20 protein-coding genes and 1 riboswitch are annotated in these 20,474 nt (G+C 41.9%); of the genes, 3 read left to right on the top strand and 17 right to left on the bottom strand.

Going from position 1 to position 20,474, the window contains the following annotated elements:
- Positions 1–117: 117 nt before the first annotated feature.
- The 5 genes from AC1DSE_RS10050 to AC1DSE_RS10030 all read right to left on the bottom strand — a co-directional run bounded on the left by AC1DSE_RS10050 (position 118) and on the right by AC1DSE_RS10030 (position 4,610).
- Complete coding sequence (locus AC1DSE_RS10050; RefSeq protein ID WP_441875547.1) at positions 118–1,065, bottom strand: ABC transporter permease; 948 nt, start codon at positions 1,063–1,065, stop codon at positions 118–120.
- Positions 1,066–1,442: 377 nt separating this feature from the next.
- Positions 1,443–2,153, bottom strand: coding sequence for a glycerophosphodiester phosphodiesterase (locus tag AC1DSE_RS10045; RefSeq protein WP_477509736.1), 711 nt, complete (start codon positions 2,151–2,153; stop codon positions 1,443–1,445).
- Positions 2,154–2,197: 44 nt separating this feature from the next.
- On the bottom strand, positions 2,198–2,926 hold the full coding sequence (locus tag AC1DSE_RS10040) for an MgtC/SapB family protein (RefSeq protein WP_441874948.1): 729 nt from the start codon (positions 2,924–2,926) through the stop codon (positions 2,198–2,200).
- Positions 2,927–3,232: 306 nt separating this feature from the next.
- Positions 3,233–3,988, bottom strand: coding sequence for an endonuclease/exonuclease/phosphatase family protein (locus tag AC1DSE_RS10035; protein WP_477509737.1), 756 nt, complete (start codon positions 3,986–3,988; stop codon positions 3,233–3,235).
- 139 nt (positions 3,989–4,127) lie between these two features.
- Positions 4,128–4,610, bottom strand: coding sequence for a hypothetical protein (locus AC1DSE_RS10030; protein ID WP_477509738.1), 483 nt, complete (start codon positions 4,608–4,610; stop codon positions 4,128–4,130).
- A gap of 255 nt (positions 4,611–4,865) precedes the next feature.
- A riboswitch (purine riboswitch) is annotated at positions 4,866–4,968 on the top strand.
- Between the two features lie 111 nt (positions 4,969–5,079).
- Here AC1DSE_RS10030 and AC1DSE_RS10025 point away from each other — a divergent pair.
- Positions 5,080–6,129: a Rieske 2Fe-2S domain-containing protein gene (locus AC1DSE_RS10025; RefSeq protein WP_477509739.1), complete on the top strand. Its 1,050-nt coding sequence runs from the start codon at positions 5,080–5,082 to the stop codon at positions 6,127–6,129.
- Positions 6,130–6,263: 134 nt separating this feature from the next.
- Here AC1DSE_RS10025 and AC1DSE_RS10020 read toward each other — a convergent pair whose 3' ends face one another.
- The 5 genes from AC1DSE_RS10020 to AC1DSE_RS10000 form a co-directional block, all read right to left on the bottom strand.
- Positions 6,264–6,956, bottom strand: a complete 693-nt coding sequence (locus AC1DSE_RS10020) for a M24 family metallopeptidase (RefSeq protein WP_477509740.1) — start codon at positions 6,954–6,956, stop codon at positions 6,264–6,266.
- A gap of 132 nt (positions 6,957–7,088) precedes the next feature.
- The gene (locus tag AC1DSE_RS10015) at positions 7,089–7,883 is read right to left on the bottom strand and encodes an SDR family NAD(P)-dependent oxidoreductase (protein WP_477509741.1); all 795 of its coding nucleotides are present in this window, start codon (positions 7,881–7,883) and stop codon (positions 7,089–7,091) included.
- 234 nt (positions 7,884–8,117) lie between these two features.
- Positions 8,118–9,140: a helix-turn-helix transcriptional regulator gene (locus AC1DSE_RS10010; RefSeq protein ID WP_477509742.1), complete on the bottom strand. Its 1,023-nt coding sequence runs from the start codon at positions 9,138–9,140 to the stop codon at positions 8,118–8,120.
- A 566-nt stretch (positions 9,141–9,706) separates the two neighbouring features.
- Positions 9,707–10,390, bottom strand: a complete 684-nt coding sequence (locus AC1DSE_RS10005) for a DUF2306 domain-containing protein (RefSeq protein WP_477509743.1) — start codon at positions 10,388–10,390, stop codon at positions 9,707–9,709.
- Positions 10,391–10,403: 13 nt separating this feature from the next.
- Positions 10,404–11,453: a DJ-1/PfpI family protein gene (locus AC1DSE_RS10000; protein ID WP_477509744.1), complete on the bottom strand. Its 1,050-nt coding sequence runs from the start codon at positions 11,451–11,453 to the stop codon at positions 10,404–10,406.
- A gap of 173 nt (positions 11,454–11,626) precedes the next feature.
- Between AC1DSE_RS10000 and AC1DSE_RS09995 the strand changes: the two genes are divergently transcribed.
- Together AC1DSE_RS09995 and AC1DSE_RS09990 are read left to right on the top strand one after the other, a co-directional pair.
- Positions 11,627–12,313 (top strand): response regulator transcription factor, encoded by a 687-nt coding sequence (locus AC1DSE_RS09995; RefSeq protein WP_477509745.1) that lies wholly within the window; start codon positions 11,627–11,629, stop codon positions 12,311–12,313.
- Between the two features lies 1 nt (position 12,314).
- The gene (locus tag AC1DSE_RS09990; protein WP_477509746.1) at positions 12,315–13,649 is read left to right on the top strand and encodes a sensor histidine kinase; all 1,335 of its coding nucleotides are present in this window, start codon (positions 12,315–12,317) and stop codon (positions 13,647–13,649) included.
- A 260-nt stretch (positions 13,650–13,909) separates the two neighbouring features.
- Here AC1DSE_RS09990 and AC1DSE_RS09985 read toward each other — a convergent pair whose 3' ends face one another.
- From AC1DSE_RS09985 to AC1DSE_RS09955, 7 genes are all read right to left on the bottom strand, one after another.
- Positions 13,910–14,506, bottom strand: a complete 597-nt coding sequence (locus AC1DSE_RS09985) for a hypothetical protein (protein ID WP_477509747.1) — start codon at positions 14,504–14,506, stop codon at positions 13,910–13,912.
- Between the two features lie 598 nt (positions 14,507–15,104).
- Positions 15,105–15,476, bottom strand: a complete 372-nt coding sequence (locus AC1DSE_RS09980) for a hypothetical protein (RefSeq protein WP_477509748.1) — start codon at positions 15,474–15,476, stop codon at positions 15,105–15,107.
- Positions 15,477–15,605: 129 nt separating this feature from the next.
- Complete coding sequence (locus AC1DSE_RS09975) at positions 15,606–15,806, bottom strand: hypothetical protein (RefSeq protein WP_477509749.1); 201 nt, start codon at positions 15,804–15,806, stop codon at positions 15,606–15,608.
- A 447-nt stretch (positions 15,807–16,253) separates the two neighbouring features.
- A complete protein-coding gene (locus AC1DSE_RS09970; protein WP_477509750.1) occupies positions 16,254–16,760 on the bottom strand; it encodes a DNA topology modulation protein in 507 nt (168 codons plus the stop codon).
- A gap of 385 nt (positions 16,761–17,145) precedes the next feature.
- Complete coding sequence (locus AC1DSE_RS09965; RefSeq protein WP_477509751.1) at positions 17,146–18,081, bottom strand: ROK family protein; 936 nt, start codon at positions 18,079–18,081, stop codon at positions 17,146–17,148.
- Positions 18,071–19,852, bottom strand: a complete 1,782-nt coding sequence (locus tag AC1DSE_RS09960; RefSeq protein WP_441874924.1) for a class I mannose-6-phosphate isomerase — start codon at positions 19,850–19,852, stop codon at positions 18,071–18,073. Before AC1DSE_RS09960 ends, AC1DSE_RS09965 begins: the two co-directional genes overlap by 11 nt.
- Before the next feature lie 77 nt (positions 19,853–19,929).
- Positions 19,930–20,474, bottom strand: a 545-nt coding sequence (locus AC1DSE_RS09955) for a glycoside hydrolase family 125 protein (protein ID WP_477527639.1), incomplete at its 5' end; no start/stop codon positions are given.

Below are 20,474 nucleotides of genomic sequence, written 5' to 3'. Positions count from 1 at the left end.
GATTGTTCCCCTTTTCTAAAATGATTTTATGAAACACGCCAGAAGACGTCTCCCACCAAGTGGATGGTCATGCAAACCTTTTCGCATAGCAACTATGGTAACGTTATCAGAATTAAGCTACCATAAGGATGTTTCAGAAACCTTTCGGGAAACTCGGTTCGCGAATACAACCAAGATCAATCCAATTAATCCTTGCAGCATGCCCACGGCTGTCGCGTATCCGTACTGACCGCCTTGCAAGCCAACTCGGATAATGTAAGTGTCCAAAATATCAGAGAGCGGTGCATTACCCGGTGTTTTGAGCAAATAAATCTGGTCGAACCCGGCGGATAATATACTGCCCAGAGACAATATAAAGAGGATTACAATTGTCGGTGTGATGGACGGCAGCGTAATATTCCAAACCTCTCGGAATTTGCTTGCCCCATCAATTTTAGCCGCTTCGTACATTTCGGGATTAATTCCTGAGATCGCTGCGACATAGATGATCGAATCCCAACCAATAGACTTCCATACATGGCTTCCGAACATAATCTGGTAGAAGTAATCCGAATCCATCATAAAGAATGTACTTCCGTCGCCGCCCATATTCGTTATTACCTGATTCAACAAGCCAGTATCAGGAGCGAGTATACGTTGAACTAAGCCGATGACGACAACCCACGAGAGGAAATGCGGCAAATACAGCAAGCTCTGAGAAACATTTTTGAACCATTTTGAGCGAACTTCATTAAACATAAGTGCAAGAATAATCGGAAACGGCAAGTATAGAAACAATTTCATACAACTTATGATGAGTGTGTTTTTAATCAACTCTCCGCTTTGATAGGAATTAAAAAATTGCTTGAAATAATCCAAGCCAACCCATGGGCTTCCTAAGATGCCCTCATTGAACTTGTATTCCTTGAAGGCTAACAACAAGCCGGCCATCGGAATATAGTTGAAAATGATGAAGAAAACAACACATGGCAACAACATGAAATATAAATATTTGTGAGCCAACATTTTTCTCCATAAAACGATACCACTGTTTTTTCGCTTCATTGGTACGGTCATTTGCTTCATAAGTTGAAAGTCACCTTCTTTCTGATTACTGTCTGGAAGCGATACCATATAAAATTTCAATTACATAAATTTTAACCAATCACCCTCTTATCCGAGTAACAGTTTTTCATCCTAGACCGATTGTATTAACAAAAACTTGTTTCTTAAACCATTATTTGTTATCTATAGGTAAATATTTTGTTAAGATTCATTCACTCATTGGTATCAAGAGCTGCAACAAAATTCACCTTCTTCCATGTTGACTATGAGCGTCTTAATCTGAAACTGCTTTTTCTGGAAGCGATACCATGAAGATTAAAATAAAGTGCGCCTCTTAAAGTAAGCGCTTACCATGAACGGATTATACCAAACTTTTTTTCAATTGGCTACAGTTAATTTCATTCTTTTTTAAGTGCGATTAGATCCATGGGTGAACGTGTAGTAATGGCGTCAACTTTCATCCTCAGAAACCATTCCATTGCTGACCGAAAGTTCACAGTATAAACCCATACCTTCAAACCTAAAGCGTGCGCTCGAATTACGATTGGCGGAAGACAAGTAAAGCCATTCATATTGAGCCCTGCGTATCCAGCTTGCTTAGCTTCCCTGCATACGGCCTCCGCGAAGTCGCCATATCGCTCCATTTGTTCCAAAGTCAAATCGTCCGGCGTATTCAGCATGACTTGAATATCCGGGTATCTTACCGTAATGTTATCGGAACATCCTGTAATGAAAACCCGTTTTTGCGCTTTAAACTGGTGAATAAGCCCTACCGTCGGATCAATAGCTTCTACTGTTTTTATATCCAAATTCAATTTGATTCCTAGCGAAGCCGAAAGCTGAAGCACTTGTTCCAACGTCGCAATTTCATGATCTTTATAAATCGGATCGAGCAGCGGCCGTATATCCGGATTATTCAACTGTTCGAAGGTGTGTGAGTGAAGATAAGGTGAATCATCATGCAGAAGGATTGCAATACCATCTTGGGTTATGCGTACATCGACTTCTACGATATCTGCGCCGAATTTAATGCCTTCTTCAAATGATGCCATTGTGTTATCCGGATAAACACCACATCCCGTATGGGCTGCTACCATCGTGTTATGCATGCCATGCCTCCTCTTTCTAAAATTAAAATGATTCCGCTTTCAAATTAGGCGGAGACGCCTTCCGTTTCCAAGCTTAGTACCCCATCCATATGAGCTAACGCTGCGATAGATACCTCATAGTTTTTTATTTTCTTTAATTTCAACTGAATGCGAATCGTTAAATGCCGATCACTTAGCCGCTCCTCCTCTTCGTCGTTGTTTATCGTGAGCTTGCTGATTTGCAGTCCGCTTTGATTCAAATGCATCAAAACAAGATTAAGACCAGCTGATGTTTTATCCATTTTTATTAACAACTCGCGTACTTTTTTCGTTCGGGAGAAAAGTTTCTCAACCTTGTTCAATAAAAACAAACTCACCACCACCAAGAAGGTCGCTATGACAGCGCCGTAGTAAAATCCTGCACCAGCAGAAAGTCCAATTGCTGCCGATACCCACAATGAGGCTGCCGTAGTCAATCCGGAAACACCAAACCCATTTCGCATAATGGTACCCGCACCGAGAAAACCGACGCCACTGATTACTTGCGCTGCCAACCGAGCTGGATCTAAACGAACATTCGGTTCTGCGGCGAAATCAGAAAATCCATACATGGATAACAGTACAATGACAGCCGAACCAAGACAAACCAAAATGTGCGTCCGGAAACCCGCGGAATGTCCGCCAAGCTCACGTTCTAGACCAATCAAACCGCCAAGTACTAAAGCCAATAATAGTCTTAGCGTCATCTCAAATAAACTAATTTGCCATACAGTCGGATCATATTGGAGATCCATCGTGTTCCACTTCACCTCCTATGCGCTGGTATCGATATTAGTTTTGAATAACCACTCATCATCGGGTAGCTGGATAAATGGTATTATTTACACTACAAGATTTCCATCTTTTTCTCAACTGATTTTTCTCAAGCTTACCGAGGCGTTTAATAAGAACCCTAGAATAATTTGTCTGTTAGCAAATGTAACACCACCTATCAAATTAGACCAGTCTTCTATTTCAACTGATGATTTCCTAGCGAGCGATATAAAAAAAGAATGGATTTTGGCAGTTTCCTGTCCATCCACTCTTTTATTGTTCGTATGCTATACCTGCAGAGTAGCAATAATTGGATAATGATCTGATGGGTATTTGCCATCGTACTTGCCCTTGTCGACATTCGCTGACACGATCCGAATATTCGGCGTAACGAATATATAATCGATCGGCTCACCTTCTTCGCCGCCCTCAAAACCATGATAAGTGCAGCCGGGATGTACATCAGGATTGGTGTATGTATGACGCAGCCCTGCTTGGATCAGAGTTTGAATCGTTTTGGTTTCCGGTTCACAATTGAAATCACCTGTTAGAATCGCCGATGCTCCACTGGTAATATTCATCTTATCCAAGATGAGCATAGCTCCATTTATTCTTGCTTCCTCACTTATGTGATCCAGATGTGTATTCAGAATCAGATATTCCTGCCCGTCGATTTGCCCCAGCCTCACCCAAGTGCAAATGCGTGGACAAGCGGTGTTCCAGCTTTGAAAGCCAAGCTGCTCCGGCCGTTCAGACAATCCGAATGTGCCGCTTTCGACTGGCTTCAGCCTATCTTTCTGGAAGAAAATCGCGCAAAACTCCCCCTCTTCGCCGCCGAGTCTGCCCTCCCCGATCCATTCATATTCGGGAAGCAGCGCATTCAAGCTCTCCAGCATGGGCAAGCTTCCTTCTTGCGTGCATACAACGGCAGCTCCAGACGCTTTAATCGCTTCTGCAGCCGCTTCGACACGGTTAGGCCAAGCATTTTCCCCATCCTCCGCAACATGGATACGAAGATTAAATGACATAATTAATAATTCCATAATGATCCCTCCTAACATGAATGTAAGATAAGCATATGGCGAGTTGACGGGATAATCAACCCATAGACAATGTAGCATCATGTCCATAATAAACTCATGTCCCAAAAGCAATGCGCAATTAAGCTTTCATGACGCCGCTTTACAGGTTTATTTTTTTACTAATATAGAGCCACTTTTTATAGTCTTCCTTTATTTGTTCTTGTGATTTCCCAAGTATACTGCTTCTATTGTAGGGTCTATTTAATTCTAATATTTTTAATGCGTCATTCAATGAATAGTCATTACTATAAAGTGGATCACTTATAATGGGATAAATTTTTGAGAGTAATTCGTCAGCATATTGCCTTAATATTTCCGCTGCTGAACCATACCTATTTTCTTGAATGCCTGATTCCATCATTAAATGCCATAGCTGTTCAAAGTCGCATTCAGGCAATCTAACAAACCCCGTCTCATTTCCCCAACCGAAATCATATAGATCTCGTTGAACCCATAAAGAATTATCCTTTGGACAAATATAGAAGCCGTTTTCAGCACTCCTTTTTAATCCAAACTCTTTAGGTGTTGATTTATCGAATCTAAAACTCATCAAAAAATATTGCTGTAGAGGGTCTGCTTTCACTATGTTTTTCCTCCGTTTAACAGCATTTTTTTAAACAAATCGTGCTTTCTTTCAGCTTAATCTTATTCTCAATCCAATTAATAATATATTGCTATTAAAGGACTAGGAATGCAAGATAGCTATTGAAATAAATATGCTGGCGACCTTTTTTGGCTGAACATAAACTGGAATGGCTCTGCTTAGAATAACTCCTTAAATAACAGAATTGACAAAAAGCTTCTTCCAGAATAGAATAAACACATAGTTCATGTTAAGTAATCTAACATGAACTTCTCTTGTATAAGCTCATAAATTGGTGTGAGCGTCTCGACCAGGCAACCGTAAATTGCCCCAGGCTACAAGAGGCCGTTAGTGAAGATACTCTAATTTTTTCATTTCAGAAAAATTAGATCTATTTCACTACGCGCCTCTTAAGCCTGGGGTTTTATTGCGTTCAGCCTAATCATTCATTCTAAAGGAGCGATTGTGTATGAATAAGCCAAACTCGCATGTTGAATCCGCATTGCAATACCCTCGTGATTGTACATTTACACTAAATGATTGGAATGTTCTTTCTCAGTTCTGGTATCCTGTGGCCATTGCTGAAGAAGTAACAAATAAACCAGTTGCTGTGAAGCTGCTTGATGTAAAGCTCGTTTGTTACCGCAGCAGCTACGGCAAAGTCGTGATTGCTCGTGATCTCTGCTTTCACCGTGGAGCACCTCTGAGCAAGGGTTGGATTGAAAACGATGAAATCGTATGTCCTTACCATGGGTTTCGATATAACTGCGATGGGGTATGCACTGCCGTTCCAGCCCATTCTGACTCCAAAATATCGCCCAAACTAAAATTAATCATGTATCCGGTTATTGAAAGGTATGGGCTGATCTGGACATCTTTAGCCGCTGTAGACGAACAAATTCCGCCGTTCTCTGGGTGGGACGATCCGGATTTTATTAATATATTACCTCCTAGCTTTGATATTGCTGGTTCGGCAGGACGCCAAATGGAAGGTTTTTTAGATGTTTCTCATTTTGCATACGTGCATACGGAGACGTTCGGAGACCGCAATAACACAGAAGTTCCACAATACAAAGTAACGCGCGACGGGAATCAGCTTCAGGCGGACTATTGGAGCACCGTCAGCAATTACGGTAAAGGCCAGGAAAATCCCGCTCCTGAAGGATTCATGTGGCTTCGCGCGTTTCGTGTATTTGCACCTTTCGCGGCCTCACTAACTGTACATTTCCCAAATGACGGAAAGCTCATGATTTTGAACTGCGCATCTCCAGTCTCAGCACGTTACACTCGTTTATTTTGTCCAATCTCACGGAATTTTGATAAAGAGCTTCCGATTGAAGATACGATTAAATTTAATTTGCAAGTTTTTCAGGAAGATCGAGAAATGGTTGAATCCCAAACACCAGAAGATTTACCCCTCGATTTGATGGCCGAAGCCCATATTCCAGCTGATCGTACTTCAATTGCCTATAGGCAGTTGCTTACACAGCTTGGCCTTGGAAGAACCTACACATCTTAAGATTTAAGATTATAGCTGATTTCTAAATAAATCCTTGAAAAGAAAATTCACCAAGTTACCAACAAAGGCTGCCGATAAGCTCGGCAGCCTTTTGTAGTTACTCTGTAGTTTAACTATATTTTCCATACCTACAGTTAATCAACGGTTAATAATTGCTCTATAAAACCGCCAATTTCCAGCTTCCTGTCCACAAAATGAATTTCCAAAATCCAATCGCGAGGATTACCATTCGAATCCGGATCTCTCATTGGAATATGATTATCAGGATGAATATAGTTTTCAACGGATTCTCCCTGTATTACTTCATGAGGGAATTCACCAATAAGGTGACCCGCATGCGGACCTCCAAACTCCCATCCGTATTTTAAAGCTAAATGACTCACATAGGTATAAAGTTCACTACCTGTAATCGCAGATTGAGACTGAAAATAGGCCTTCCCTTCATCCCAGGCCTCCACAATATCATTTTTCAGTTTTATTTTTGCTGGATCATCTCCTAGGACGAAGGTTCTTCCGAAATCAGCTTCCCAATCTTCAAAAATTGGACCGAAATCCAGAAATATAATATCATCTTTGGAAACAATCAGATCAGGCGGGTTTTCTCTATATGGGAACAACGTGTTTTTTCCAGCTCGCACGATTCGTTTATGCCAGTATTTCTTAATACCAAACATCTCGAATGCCAATTGATAGATTTCACGATTTATTTGCTTTTCAGTCACATCAGGACGAATAATTCCTTGATCTTCGATCGCCTTGAATAGTTGTTCCGCCTTGCTTTCAGCCTCTCGTAGCGAGGCATGCCGTTTACTAATAGATAGATCCATTTCCCATTCTCCTCTCAATTCTATGAATCTTCTGAAGAAAGAGTACTTACCATATCTTCTCAAAATAATTCTAACGTTTTATTACATCAATTCCAAATGAAATGAGAATCAATCATTCAAATCGTAAACCTATTAAAAAATAGTCGGTACCATTCCCCCATCCATACGGATTGGAGAGCCTTTAAATGCGGATGCATAAGGACTGCATAAAAATGCAGCTAGTCTACCTATTTCAATAGGCTTGATAAATCGTTGTATTTCAGATTGAGGCAGGTTTGTAGTCATAAAATTTTTCTCTTTTTCTGAAAAAGTCATATCTTCATTTGAGTATATGCCCTCAATGATTTGATGCACATTTTCAGAGAGTGTTGGTCCTGGCAGGATCGTATTCACTGTAACTTCTGTTCCAACTGTTAATTTGGATAAGCTTTTGGACAATGATAATAGCATTGATTTTGTCATACAATACTGAGGCATTTGTCCTGAAGGCATAATTGCTTCTTCACTCGCAATAAAGATAATGCGGCCATAATCATTTTTCAGCATTTTAGGTAAATAAAATTTAGATAATCCATTTGCCGCAAGTACGTTCGTACGGAAGTATTTTTCCCAAATCTCATCGTCAACGTCTTCATATTTCATCATTTCATAGATGCCCATACTATTTACTAATATATCAATATTGGGGTATTTTTCGAATAAAGCTTCTCTTTGCGCAATATCCACAATATCGGCTGTAGCATTTTGAGGTGAGGTAGCCGGGAAATCTGATTTGATTTCATTTACAGTTCGTTCCACCTCTTCGTAATTTCGACCATTAATGAGTACATGGACACCTTCTTTAGCAAGTTCAATAGCAATTGCTTTACCTATACCCTTCGTTGATCCCGTAACTAAAGCTGTTTTATTTTTTAATCCCATATCCATATTAAATTTCTCCCTTTTCATTTACTTATTCATTCACGACAAGCTGATTAACAGTCATGATTAAAACAGTCTTGTAATGAGGATAGTGATAATATTACCTTGTCTGAATGGGATAGTAACTAGCATCTCGCGCCAATGTACTCGTTTAACACGCCAAATAAAAAAACGCAATAAATACTAGCTCTCTATTTATTTAAATGGTTGGGAATTTTATATAATCGGCAATCCTAGCCGTCATTCTGCTAACGGGTTTGTACCTAAATGTTCCGTACGCCAATTTGTAGGAGTCTCACCTTCCCAAAGTCGGAAGGCACGGTAGAATGAATTTTGGTCTTCATATCCAATCAAAAAAGCGACTTCCTTAATATCAAGCGAGGGATTTGCCAAGTACTCTAGTGCCTGCTCATGTCTAGCTTTTGTTAAAACATGCTTGAAACTCGTATTTTCGTCGGTAAGCCGTCGCTGCAAGGTACGATCGCTCATACCAAGTTCCTTCGCGACAACCTGAATATCGGGGCGCCCACCTGTAAGGCTGCGTTTTAGAATCCATTTGACCATTTCAGTTATAGAGCGGCTGCTTTGCTGTTCATTGAGCGATCGGTCTAAAACAGGAGTCAGAATCTCCAGCAACTCTTCGTTGTACGTGACAAAAGGACGATCCAGATCGCTTCGATGCAGCGTCAAACGGTTATATTTTGCATCCATTCGGATTGGGCAGCCAAAATAAGCTTCAAGAGCTTGTACATCGCCCATTGATTGTGAAAATTCGACTACCCGCGCTGTCAGCTGTTGACCTGTTCCCCGGCGCCCTAGCTCCAGCAGAAATGCCAAAGTGATGCCCACCAGAAGCGGCGGACCTGATTGCTCCGTATGCAGCCATTCCAGTTCGATTGTACAATGCTCTCCTTCCTCAGTAATACGCAGGCTTTCGGGTGGGCACATTTGTTTGTACCGAGCCATTCGGTTTAAAGCGTCACGATAGTCACGAGCGTAGTAAGTAGCTAAGACGGTCGGTGGATATTGCGCTGTTTCATAGATGGTCGCAAGCTTGATAATTCCTTTTGCAGTGTCGCCAATGAGATCGGAATAAGCCTGCCAGATCGCAAAATAATGAGCGGTGGTAACTACTGATTCAGTAATAATGGTGAGCGGCAATCGTGCTTTACGAGCTACGTCATGAGGGGCAATTCCTAATTGACGTAATCCTATCCAAAATCCTGGCGGTATTTTAATACGATCAGCGTTATGAGACTTCAACCTTAAGGACCTCCTCTATCTATTTTTATATATTCATTAATATTGGTTGTGATTTGATGCCTGCCTTTTGCCAAATACAGCGAATCTTAAGTACTCATAAGAATAGTCTTAAGTTCGGTATGGTGTCAAAATTAACGTAACAAGCTGCACTAAACTGCCCATTAGTTTAACAAGGAAACAGCCATACTAACCAGCAGCCATCAACAATGAGGTGGTTGATCAATTTATCTTAAACAGAGACATTTCTATAATTATGAATCGCTTATTTTTTCTATTTTCAATCCAACAAACAAGCAATGTTAACTTAATTTAACATAATCGAACGAGGACAATTTTATAAACCATTCTCTTCTTTCAAATTGATATGATTTCCACAATGCTTTTCAGAATTCGCATAATGAAACGTTAACTGTGAGATTATAAGTTCATAGACAAGGGCTTTCACAACATGCAATTAATTTCCGCTTAGATGAAACATTAATTTCTAATATTTTTCAAGGTGAAAGCCCAAACAGGATTGGTGGTACACTCCATTTTTAAACGTATGATTAAACCCAATCCATTTTTTATTTATTTCTCAAATCCTCTTTGGATTTATTGATTGTTCTGATAATGACCTCTGGAATAAGCAGCAGCAACCCAAGGGTGATATAGATTCCTATGGTATAGCTATCAGCGTAACCGTAACCAAACACCTGTTCAAAAAGAAAAGTGACAAGATGAATCAACATATTCGTAAAACAAAACGCGTAGCTTCGGATCATCCAGTTCCGATGCCGGATCATTTGCTTCTTTCTAATTTGTACGAGCGCTGTAATCGTAATAATCGGCCATATTATATTTAGCATGTTGAACCCCATACTGCTGGTTTTCCCCCCGGTGGAGTAAGGTGCCAAATATCCTGAAGTCAGCACCACAATAAGAACAGACACGATATATACGTAGCCGTTTATGCGATGGAGCTTACGGCTTTTCTCGAAAATAAAGCTAGAAAAGTTGAGCAGCCCCGACGCCATAGCTAAACAGGCAAATGCAACATGAACATGCATCACATTTAACCAGACTGGAAGATTAAGCGTTCGCCTAAGCCCGATTTTTTGGCTAAGAAAGCCCTCTGCACCGGGATCGATCATATAATTTTTCGCCAAAGCGTAAAGAATAAATAGAATGCTAACACAGGATAATATGCCAAATAATAATTTTCGTTTCGTTTCGTTTCTTGTTCCAATACTACTCCCTCCGCGGCTCATATCGTTTGTACCTCTACATCATTCCGGAAAAGGAAATTCGATTGCCAGTTAATTTGGATGCCGGTAAAATTCCTGCTTTAGCCGTTCCAGTCAGGCTGTCTCCTTTGGCGGACACCTCGAATTTTAGATTTAAGCGCATAGGTTTTGTTATTCGCAGCGACCAGTTAAGCTTATTATTCTCAAGCATAGGGTTCATCATTTCTACCGTTTCGTCCCCTTGAGTTGCCATGCCTTGAATTAAACCCCCTCTAGTCGTTATCGAGAGCTTGACCTGCATTTTCCCGACTGGCGTAGCGATTGTCGTATCCCAATCCCCTTCGAAGATAGATGACTGTATCATGTGATTGTCAAAAACTTCATTCTTCATCTCAACTGTGTCTGCTGCTACGTTCGGCTCCTCACTTTCCATTGTTTTATGGCTGCCAGGCGTCCTCCCTGTTTCTCTCCAAACTGTCCCTCTTCGTTCGTATTCGAATAATTGTTCTACCGCATGCGCGATACGCGGTCCAAGCTCACGTTCCACCAAGTAAAGAGCTACATCAATACCGGAGGTTACGCCGCCGCCGGTAACCAAGTTGCCATCATCCACGACGCGTGCTGGGACGGGAACAGCTCCAGTTGCTCCAAGTAAATCCATACCGAGATGGTTCGTTACGGCTGGTCTGCCTTCCAGCAATCCTCCCATCGCAAGTATCAGCGAACCTCCGCATACCGTTGCGACTACGATGTCCTTTTGCATGAGAGCCTGTTCCATCAAACCTGTTAATGCCGTGTTCTTAGCACGGCTTAGAATAACCGGAATCGAGTCGGGGCCATCTCCTTCTACCTCACCGGATGCTCCTGGAACGAGAATGATCCCCTGCGTTGCCGTGTTTAGACTGCCGCTTGCTTCAATTTTCAACCCATTGATACCGCTAGTCACGAACCTCGGCCCTTCGGCAGTGACAAATTCTACGTGTAATGCCTTGTCTGCAAGCATCGCGGCAGCACAAAAAACCTCGTAAGGTGCTATGGCATCCAGAAGGTCGAAGCCTTCAAAAAGCACAATTTGAACATTTAACATAAATACTTCCTCCTCATCTCAATAAAAATCGTTCGTAATAAAATCATAACAGCACAATATCTCAATCATGGTTGTGAAATAATCACAAAACTATAAATGAACCATCACAAAACATTGGAATTCGATTGTTTCGGTAAAAAAAATGATAAACTGGTTTGGAAGGTGGGATATTTATGAGCTTATTTAATACGATACTCGTTGTAGACGATGACCCAAGTATCGTTGAACTATTGAGTGACTTTTTGGAAAATGATCATTTTCAAGTGGTAACTGCTAACGACACCACTGAAGCATGGACATTGTTCCAACAAAACACGGTACATTGCATCGTTCTTGACATCATGATGCCCGGGCAAGACGGATTCGAGTTATGCCGTCGTATTCGGAAGGAGAGCAAAGTTCCAATCCTTTTCTTAAGTGCCCGCAGCGATGATGTGGACAAGATTCGAGGTCTGACACTCGGCGGCGATGACTATATCGTCAAAAGCGCTTCCCCAGGAGAGATTGTTGCTAGGGTAAAAGCTGTATTGCGGCGTTCCGTTTCCCCGCAGCATTTGGATGAAAAAATTTTGGATTATGGTCGCATCAAGATAAATTTGTCCTCAAGAGAAGTATTAGTGGAAGGGCAAAACGTAGTGCTCACACCTAAGGAATATGAGCTGCTGCGATTGTTTATGGAACATCCCAGGCATGTTTTTTCCTTTGAACAATTACTTGAAAAGTTTTGGGAAGGGGTAGGCGACAAGCATACGATTCGGGTTCATCTAAGCCGGCTTCGTGACAAAATTGAACCCGATTCAAACCATCCACGGTACCTCATCAATGTATGGGGAATTGGGTATCGCTTCGAGGGAGGATAAAATGAGGTCCATTCGCATTCGCACGTTTACTTTACTTTGTTTCTTCCTTCTCCTTTCACTGCCGTGGATCTTTTATATTACCGCCCATTTCTTGGAAACAAATACGCTCAGCTTGGACAGAAGCGATTCACAAAACGAGACTCTACAAAAACATTTAGCCGAAATGACYCTCCTGATTGAATCGAACACAGACAAATGGACGGAACCCAATTGGCAAAAAGAGTTGCAAACCCAATTACGGAAAGCGAATATGAATGCGGTTATAGTATCATCGTCAGATCAGGAAATTTTCCGGTCCAACATGAACTCCCACAGCGCTTTTTCGACAACCACCGAGCGGTTTACTCTCTTAGAGGACGGTCATTTACTTGGAAAGTTCGTCCTTTATGTGCCGAAGACAAATACAGTACAATTCATTTCAATGATTGTCGGATTGTTTTTGGCATTCTTTATTATTGGTATCGAAATGCGAAGGTTCATACTAAAGCCACTAGAGAGGATGAGTCTTGCAGTGAGACAAATTGATGCAGGAGATTGGGGTGTGCGATTACCCATATCCCGAATCACTGAAATCGCCGAAGTAAGTGATGGTTTTGAAGTAATGGTGAATGGCCTTCAAACATCTAATCAGAAGCAAGTAAGGCTCGAGGAAGAACGTCGATTTGTGATTGCAGCCGTCGCACATGATTTACGAACACCGTTGTTTGCATTAAGAGGCTATTTGGACGGTCTGGAACAAGGAATTGCTCATTCACCTGAGAAAACGGCAAAATATTTGGCTGTTTGCAAGGAAAAATCAACTCAGTTGGATCGGCTGGTTGAGGATCTATTCACATTTACAAAGATGGAGTATTTGGAGGAAAAACTAAGCAACAACACTTTTGATCTCACGACAGTCATTCGGAAGTCGATTGATAGTCTAAATCCTCTAGCTCAGCAAAAACACATCTCAATATCCAGTCATTTAACAGACGATTGCATCATTAGCGGCGACATGCATTTATTGGAACGCGCCATAAATAATCTTTTGGATAATGCCGTTAGGCACACCCCTCCCGGAGGAAAAATTGTAGTCCAATGTGATCATGATGGCAGAAACATGAAATTTACAATCCAGGATACAGGCTCTGGTTTCTCTTTGGAAGAGCTGCAGCGAGTGTTTGAACCATTATATCGTGGTGAAATATCTAGGAATCGGTTAACCGGAGGCAGCGGGTTAGGATTGACGATTGCACAAAAGATTATTAGGCGTCACGGAGGCGAGCTTGCTGCAGAAAACCATTCGGAAGGTGGAGCCCTGCTGACTGGCTGGGTACCTGTGAACGGTTCGGAGTAAAATAATAACGAGTATGGAGTTAAGGAAATAAGTCAGTACCCTGAGACTTACTTTACGTGGAAGTTTCAGATTGTCCTAAACTCACAAAAAAGCGTCTCCTATGATAAAGGGAAGGCTCTGTACGAAGCTCCGTATTCCAAACAAAGAAGACACCATCTCCACATGGTTTGTGAAGTTAGTGTCTTCTTCTAATAGGAGTGGCCTATCAAATGGGGCGTAATATAGCCGTTACAACTTTTTGAACAGCATCGATATAACTATTACGCTAGTCCCGCCTCCAGCTCTTGCAACCGCTCGTCGTATTGACCGAGCAGCTTATGCAGCTTGCTGTTGCTTGCAGCAAGTCCGCCTTTCCGGTTGCGAAGCAGCCACAGTCGATCAAATTCCTTGATAATAACAAGGAGTTCTGCCTTCTGCTTCTTGATCCACGATTTCTCTGAATCGATGTCAGGCAGATCAATTTGGAAGATTAACCGGTGCAGAGCGGAACCTTGCTCGATGAGACGAATCGCATTTGCCAGTTCAGCAACGACCGTATCCGCATCCTCGATTTCAAGCTGTACCCCGTCAAGCTCCAGTTTTCGCTGCTCAATCCATTTCAGCATTTCGTCATATTGGTAATCCAGCTCAAACGGTGTTCCGCTGCCAAGCCCAAACGGCTCATCCAGATTAATATTGACATAATCGGATATAAAATGTGGCAAAAGATCGCTGAACATTGTTTCAATTAGTTTGATTGCCCTCTCGTCCGTTGGATTCAAAGTCATCGGAGGCAATTTGATAGACACCGGCGTTTGTTGTCCACCGAGGTGTTCAGCCAGTTCGGTAAACTCAGCTTTGGCCAGCCATGGTCCCATATGTCCTAGACAATTCTTTTCCCGCTGATTATTAGTATTTTCTGGAATGATTTTCATTTCATTAGATGATTAGGCAGAAAATCTATATTTCAGCCAACTTGCTGCCATTACAAATCAAACTTCTATACATTCAGCTCATGTGGCACACCACAAAAGTGCTGCCTCCGAAACTTACGGTAGATCAGCCCAAAACCTTAACGTAATCATACTCATCGCCATTTCTCCCTTGAAATAAAGTCCTCCCTTATCATATCGCCTTAGAAAAATTATCTCTATCCATTTTCCGTCAATTTCATAGCACTTTCTCGACTCTTGTGGCTTATCAGAAAAGTATCCTAAGTGATAATTGCTGCGTTTACTGCTAATAAAACATGATGAGTCAAGTTTGAAATATCTTTAATCAAAAAAACCACATGGAGTTGTTGCCCTCCATGTGGTCAATCATGTTATAATCTTTCTCTTTAACTATATTCCTATATGCATCTGTAGATAGGGAATAAATAGTTTTACTGCGCCTCTAGGCTCGAATACTCACGTGAGATTCCGTGGCCTATACTCTAATAAAACGAAGACCCAGCATAAGGTGGCTGGGTCTTATTTATAAATTTCTCTCTTTTATATCGTTTACTATCACTAACGCTTCGCGTAAATTTTCCACGATCCCATCGTCATTATATTTCTCCACTAATTCTGCTACAAATAACATATCATTCGAAGCCCCGTAATCATTTACCGTGTGTGCTAACGCCTCATATACCACAGGTTCTAGGGCGTGGCTATCGAAGCGGGTTATATACGTTCCGTCATTCGAAATAATTCGCTCTAGGCGCTCGCTTGCCTCTTCAAGTGATAAAGTCGGTGCGGGCTTGCTTGAGAATGCATCGGGCATATAGGTTTTAAAGGCGATTCCGCCAATAATGAACACGATTAGAGTAATAGCGATTATATCACGTTTTAAGTCCGTAATCATGGAAACCTACCTCCTACAAGTCTGTAACGCTTACGCACCTTACTTACATATATTGCAGGAATTCCGACTTTTCGTGTAATATTCAAGGCTTTATTTTCCTCTTTTTGTTGTCTGTGCAATCGTTGATCTTTATATTCTTAAACTACTTAAATTGCTTACCTGTAAATTTAAATCCATTACTTCCTGCCTTATTTTTTCAAGTTTATTGTACTTCTCTTCGAATTTTGGATCAGTGATTTCTAAGGAAAATGCATCCTTTTCTGCTTGCTTTAATTCCTTGTCTTTCTGCTCAATCGCTTTCAATAAAAAATCCATATTTAGTTTGGTCACGTTTCATTTCTCCTTTAAACGTAGAATCAACTTCAATCCCGTTAGTTCAAAAACTCTATTAAGACCAAATTAGAAGACATACCCAAAATAGCCCCCCAAAAAGTAATGATGTAATAATAGTTAATTGAGTACTATTTTCTTTATTAATAAGAGCACGGAATGTACTTAAGAAAAACAACATAAATAAAAAAGCCAATATAGCAAATAAAAAAGCCATTAGTTTTTCCCCCTATCCTTGAAACTAGTAAAAAGTTATCCGTTTGACATAAACTCTCGATTGTTACCAAATACGGATTCACCATTCAATAATCGTATATAAAAGCACTTTCAAAATAATAATACCACATATTGGAATCTACTAGACTAATTATACCATTCTAATTATGCATGACTGTCTATTAGCTTAATAAAATGAGCAGGCCACCGCAGCGCCTGCTCATCAATGTTTTATTCAAGTTTTGCTACAAATTCTCGCACGTCCTTCGGAGACTTTAAAATGATTATTTTCTTTTCATTCGATAACCTTCGCAGTTTTTCTGTTATCTTCGGCTTCTGTTTGTCTGGGTATTCCCAGACCCATTTCAAAAATTCCAAACTAACCCTTTCTTCGCAACCTTCTGCCATATCCATTCTCTTCTTGTTGCGGTACTGAAACCTTCTCTTCAACACGCGAACAATGCAGATCCATCTTGATAGATCAACAAATATGATTGTATCAGCCGCTTGTAACCTAATATCTAAAGTGCCTCCATAATTACCATCAATAATCCAACTATCATGACTTATGAGCTCCTCTTGAACAACTTTTTGCTCGTTTTTAGGCGTGCTAATCCAACCCGGCTTCCAAAAAATTGAATCCAAATGATGAACTTTAATCGATAATATTCTGCCCAGCTTGCTAGCCAAAGTTGATTTGCCTGAACCTCCAGAACCAATAAGTACAATTTTTTTCATATTGACCCCCATCAATGATCCTTATAAACTGATTATTCCTTAAAAGATAGTTTTAGTCATCACGCTAACCTGGCTTTTTTCTATTATAATGTAGCTTTGTGTTGACAAATCCCATTCATTCTCAAAAAAAACCATCCCGAAGGATGGTCCATACTTTTGATGAGCACTATAAGGTTTGGATTAGAGTGGAGAGTCCTATCCTAAACCTTTCGCTTTTTAATATAACATACATTTGTATCTCTCTATTTCATTCTATCGTCGTTGCTAACATAAAAGCCACCGAGATTGTTTTATTATTTATAATAAGGTTTAGCGATAAGCGATTGCTCCCGCTCCATTCTCCAATCACGGTCTCCATATACGGCTCCACTAGTAAGGAGTCCTATTATGAAGTCCCATGTGGTTCTGCGTCGAACATACAGGAAGCGCCGATAAAGGTATGGTGCAGCGCATTGTCAAGGGCTTCGACTTTAATACCGAGTGGCGAGAGAATTCGAAAAAGGCCTTCTCCGAACAAATCCATGCTTTTGGCTATTTGGCCTCCAATCATGAGACGGTCAGCCTTAAAATCTATTAGAAAAGGCAGTAGAAATTGTCCCAATTCATCCCCGAATGCCCTGAACAGCTCGCTCATGCGATTCTCGCCCTTCCGGGCAAGCTCTGCAAGATCCTTCACATCCATGCCATCATGCAGAAAGCCGGCATCCCGGAATAAATGAAGAATACCTCTCCGTGAAAAGCATTCATCCGCAGCCACGCCTTGATGAGGCAAGTTATATAAATAGCCATCTTGCGGTACGTGATCACCTTCGGTGACAAGAGTTCTGCACTCAATAAAAGCTGAACCAATGCCGGTCCCAAGCGTAATAGCCAGTATTCGCTCATTTGGATAGAGCTTGCCGGTTCCCAAACCAAACAATCTGCCATCATTCTGGAACCGGATGTCCAAGAAATCTGTATTCTCCTCAAAGCCGTTTGCACGCAATGCTTGCATGAGCTTTTCTTTCACGTTTACACCATATAGCGATTCGAATTTATCCAGCTCACGAATCCAGCTCACGCCGTTTTCATAATCAAACGGTCCAGGAAAGGACATGCCGATGCCAATGGCTTCGGGTGAGCATGAATGCGGAAACTGCTTGTATTGCTCAAGCAAGTCTAATAGAATAGCTGCCAATCCGGCAATGATGACTTCTTCCGAACCCTTGGCATTTGCAGCATAATGAGAGATCGTGCCTTCCATTACTTCCCCGCGTTCTACAACGCATCCCTTGACATAGGTTCCACCCACATCCAAAGCAAATATGAGATCAGCGTTCAATCAGGCTCACGTTCCATTCCGGAGATACTCCCGCTTTAATCAGTTTGCATGGCGTTTCCGTCAGGTTTACGATTTTGTATGCACCGAATACGGAAGGTAGAATATAAGATTCCGCGTAGTTCAAATCAACGAATATTGATTCATCCGCAATGGATACGATGCGTACACTATCTCCCTCCACGAGATTGTACATGACAAACTCGCCGTCTGTCTGGTCTAGCCATTCCGTCTGCAGATGGATCCGCCTTACGTAAAACAGTAGATCGTCTCGTTGACCGAGCAAATACTCTTCGTTGCCTCCTTGGCTCTGCAGCAGCTGTGGCTCAGGGATGAGGTTTTGCTTAACCCATGATGTCGTTTTGTCATAATCGATATTACGGAAGCCGTGATCCGCGTTGATGGGACGCGGTTTGCCATCTAGGTCCTTACGCAAATAATCGTATAGCTTGAACGTAAACCACCAAGTCGTAGATGATACTTCAAGCACAAGATTATCGATGCCTGAAGCATGAACGGTTCCCGGAGGAATGAGGAACAAATCTCCTTTGTTCGAATCGAATTCGTTGACATATTCAGTGAATTCCATCGGTACGCCTGTCTCCTGTGCCTGCAAGACGGCGTTTTGGAAATTCTCTCTCTCCGTTCCCTCCGTAAGCCCGAGGTAAACCTTGGCATCCTTTTTCTGTTCCATAATATAATACGATTCCTGCTGTGTCATAAACTCGTTGAAATGTTCACGCACATAGTCCTGCTTCGGATGCACTTGGCAAGATAGTTTGTCCCCGTTCATCGTATCAAGGTAATCGAACCTTACCGGAAAATAATCGCCGAACAAAGACACCGGACGTTCACCCATGATGGCTTTATATTCAAGGGCCATGACGATCAGGAACGGTACTTCGATCACGTCGCCTCCATATCCAATCAGAATAGAATTCTCTGGTGCGATTGGCTCGAAGCTCCATGCACAGTTCACCCACTCCTTAGGAAGGTCAGCCATGTCTTTCAAATATTGTCCTCCCCAAATACCAGGAGCGAAAAACGGCTTGACGCGAAGCGGACTTTGGGCCACGCTCCGAATCATCGCTTCAAGGTCAGAGATGGTCAAAAATACAGGCTCTTCCGGCTTGTTCATGTCCAAGTAGAGATCGATGTTCTGGAAAATACGTTTACGGTACGTTTCCAGTATCGGCCATTCCACGAAATAACTAATTTTATACTTTTCGACGGAATCGCGGTTCCATGACATTCCGAAATTGAGCAGTTGCTTTTTATGCTGGATTTGCTGATATTCCCTAGAAACATCCAGAAATAAGACAGTGCTGCTCCGCTCTCCCGCAAGCCAATAAGCGCCTGGCCCGAACACGATAAACGCCGTTCTCCCATTTTGTTCTTTCAATCGGTTCGCGAGCGTTTCTCTTGCGTCCAATACGAAATAAGCCTCGATTTCACCTTCTGTTACGTAACCGAACGCTCTATTTTCCGTAATGTTGCGGTCGAATTCCTCACGCAGCGTTTCGCCGGATTTCAAGTAACCTGCCGTACTTTGAACGTTCAAGCTCCAACCTTGCTTCTCTATCGCGGAAGCAGCATGCCGAATGAATGACTGAAAGTCAGCGCCGTGCGTGCCGTCCACGATAATAAGCGGGGGGGTGTCCGTCTTCTCGTCCAAACTCGCTTTTAATAGCTCCGTTAAGGCCTCGTAACCTTTTGAAATTGGCTGTTTCGAGAATGGCTGCCTGACTGGATTTATAGGATATTTATTAAACATGGATCATACCTCCTTCAATAATCGCCGTCATATATTTGATAAACAGGGCTGTATGTTTAAATGAACAGTCTATCGCTCTAAATAATGCCTTGTTGCAAAGCCTTCCACACCAAATGGGCAAACTGACTGTTTGACCAAGCAAACCAATCCCTCGTGAAGTTGGTAGGATCATCCTTGTGGAAGCCTTCATGCATAAAGCCGGTGTCAGCATCCGTGGCCTCCATGATATTGATCATTTCCCTGATTTCATCCGGATCCACGGCGGTCAAACCTTGCATAGAATAAGCGAGATGCCACACGAAGTCCGGCGGTGTATGAGGGCTGCCAATACCGCTAAGGCTCTCACCTTTGTAATAGTAAGGATTATCTTCGCTCAAAATGAAAGCTCGCGTGTTCAAATAGATAGGATCGTTTGCATCCGCGAAGCCGATATAAGGCGCTGATATCAGACTTGGCGTACCTGCGTCATCCATCAGGACGTGATTGCCGAAGCCGTCTGTCTCGAATGCGTACATGCGTCCGTACTTCGGATGTTCCACGATGCCGTACAATTCAATAGCATGCCGGATTTCTTCTTCCATTGTAGCCATGCGAGCCGCAAGCTTCTCATCTCGGTATACGT

Source organism: Paenibacillus sp. 01L418 (assembly GCF_056400045.1).
Note: the sequence above shows the minus strand (reverse complement) of the source record. Positions and strands in the feature narration are given on the sequence as shown.

Coding starts and splice junctions, on each gene's coding strand:
- AC1DSE_RS09995 (WP_477509745.1), top strand. CDS start 11,627: ATGAGCTTATTTAATACGATACTCGTTGTAGACGATGACCCAAGTATC.
- AC1DSE_RS09980 (WP_477509748.1), bottom strand. CDS start 15,476: ATGATTACGGACTTAAAACGTGATATAATCGCTATTACTCTAATCGTG.
- AC1DSE_RS09970 (WP_477509750.1), bottom strand. CDS start 16,760: ATGAAAAAAATTGTACTTATTGGTTCTGGAGGTTCAGGCAAATCAACT.
- AC1DSE_RS10040 (WP_441874948.1), bottom strand. CDS start 2,926: ATGGATCTCCAATATGATCCGACTGTATGGCAAATTAGTTTATTTGAG.
- AC1DSE_RS10035 (WP_477509737.1), bottom strand. CDS start 3,988: ATGGAATTATTAATTATGTCATTTAATCTTCGTATCCATGTTGCGGAG.
- AC1DSE_RS10050 (WP_441875547.1), bottom strand. CDS start 1,065: ATGAAGCAAATGACCGTACCAATGAAGCGAAAAAACAGTGGTATCGTT.
- AC1DSE_RS10020 (WP_477509740.1), bottom strand. CDS start 6,956: ATGGATCTATCTATTAGTAAACGGCATGCCTCGCTACGAGAGGCTGAA.
- AC1DSE_RS09960 (WP_441874924.1), bottom strand. CDS start 19,852: ATGTTTAATAAATATCCTATAAATCCAGTCAGGCAGCCATTCTCGAAA.
- AC1DSE_RS10000 (WP_477509744.1), bottom strand. CDS start 11,453: ATGTTAAATGTTCAAATTGTGCTTTTTGAAGGCTTCGACCTTCTGGAT.
- AC1DSE_RS10015 (WP_477509741.1), bottom strand. CDS start 7,883: ATGGATATGGGATTAAAAAATAAAACAGCTTTAGTTACGGGATCAACG.
- AC1DSE_RS09985 (WP_477509747.1), bottom strand. CDS start 14,506: ATGGGACCATGGCTGGCCAAAGCTGAGTTTACCGAACTGGCTGAACAC.
- AC1DSE_RS10005 (WP_477509743.1), bottom strand. CDS start 10,390: ATGAGCCGCGGAGGGAGTAGTATTGGAACAAGAAACGAAACGAAACGA.
- AC1DSE_RS10025 (WP_477509739.1), top strand. CDS start 5,080: ATGAATAAGCCAAACTCGCATGTTGAATCCGCATTGCAATACCCTCGT.
- AC1DSE_RS10045 (WP_477509736.1), bottom strand. CDS start 2,153: ATGCATAACACGATGGTAGCAGCCCATACGGGATGTGGTGTTTATCCG.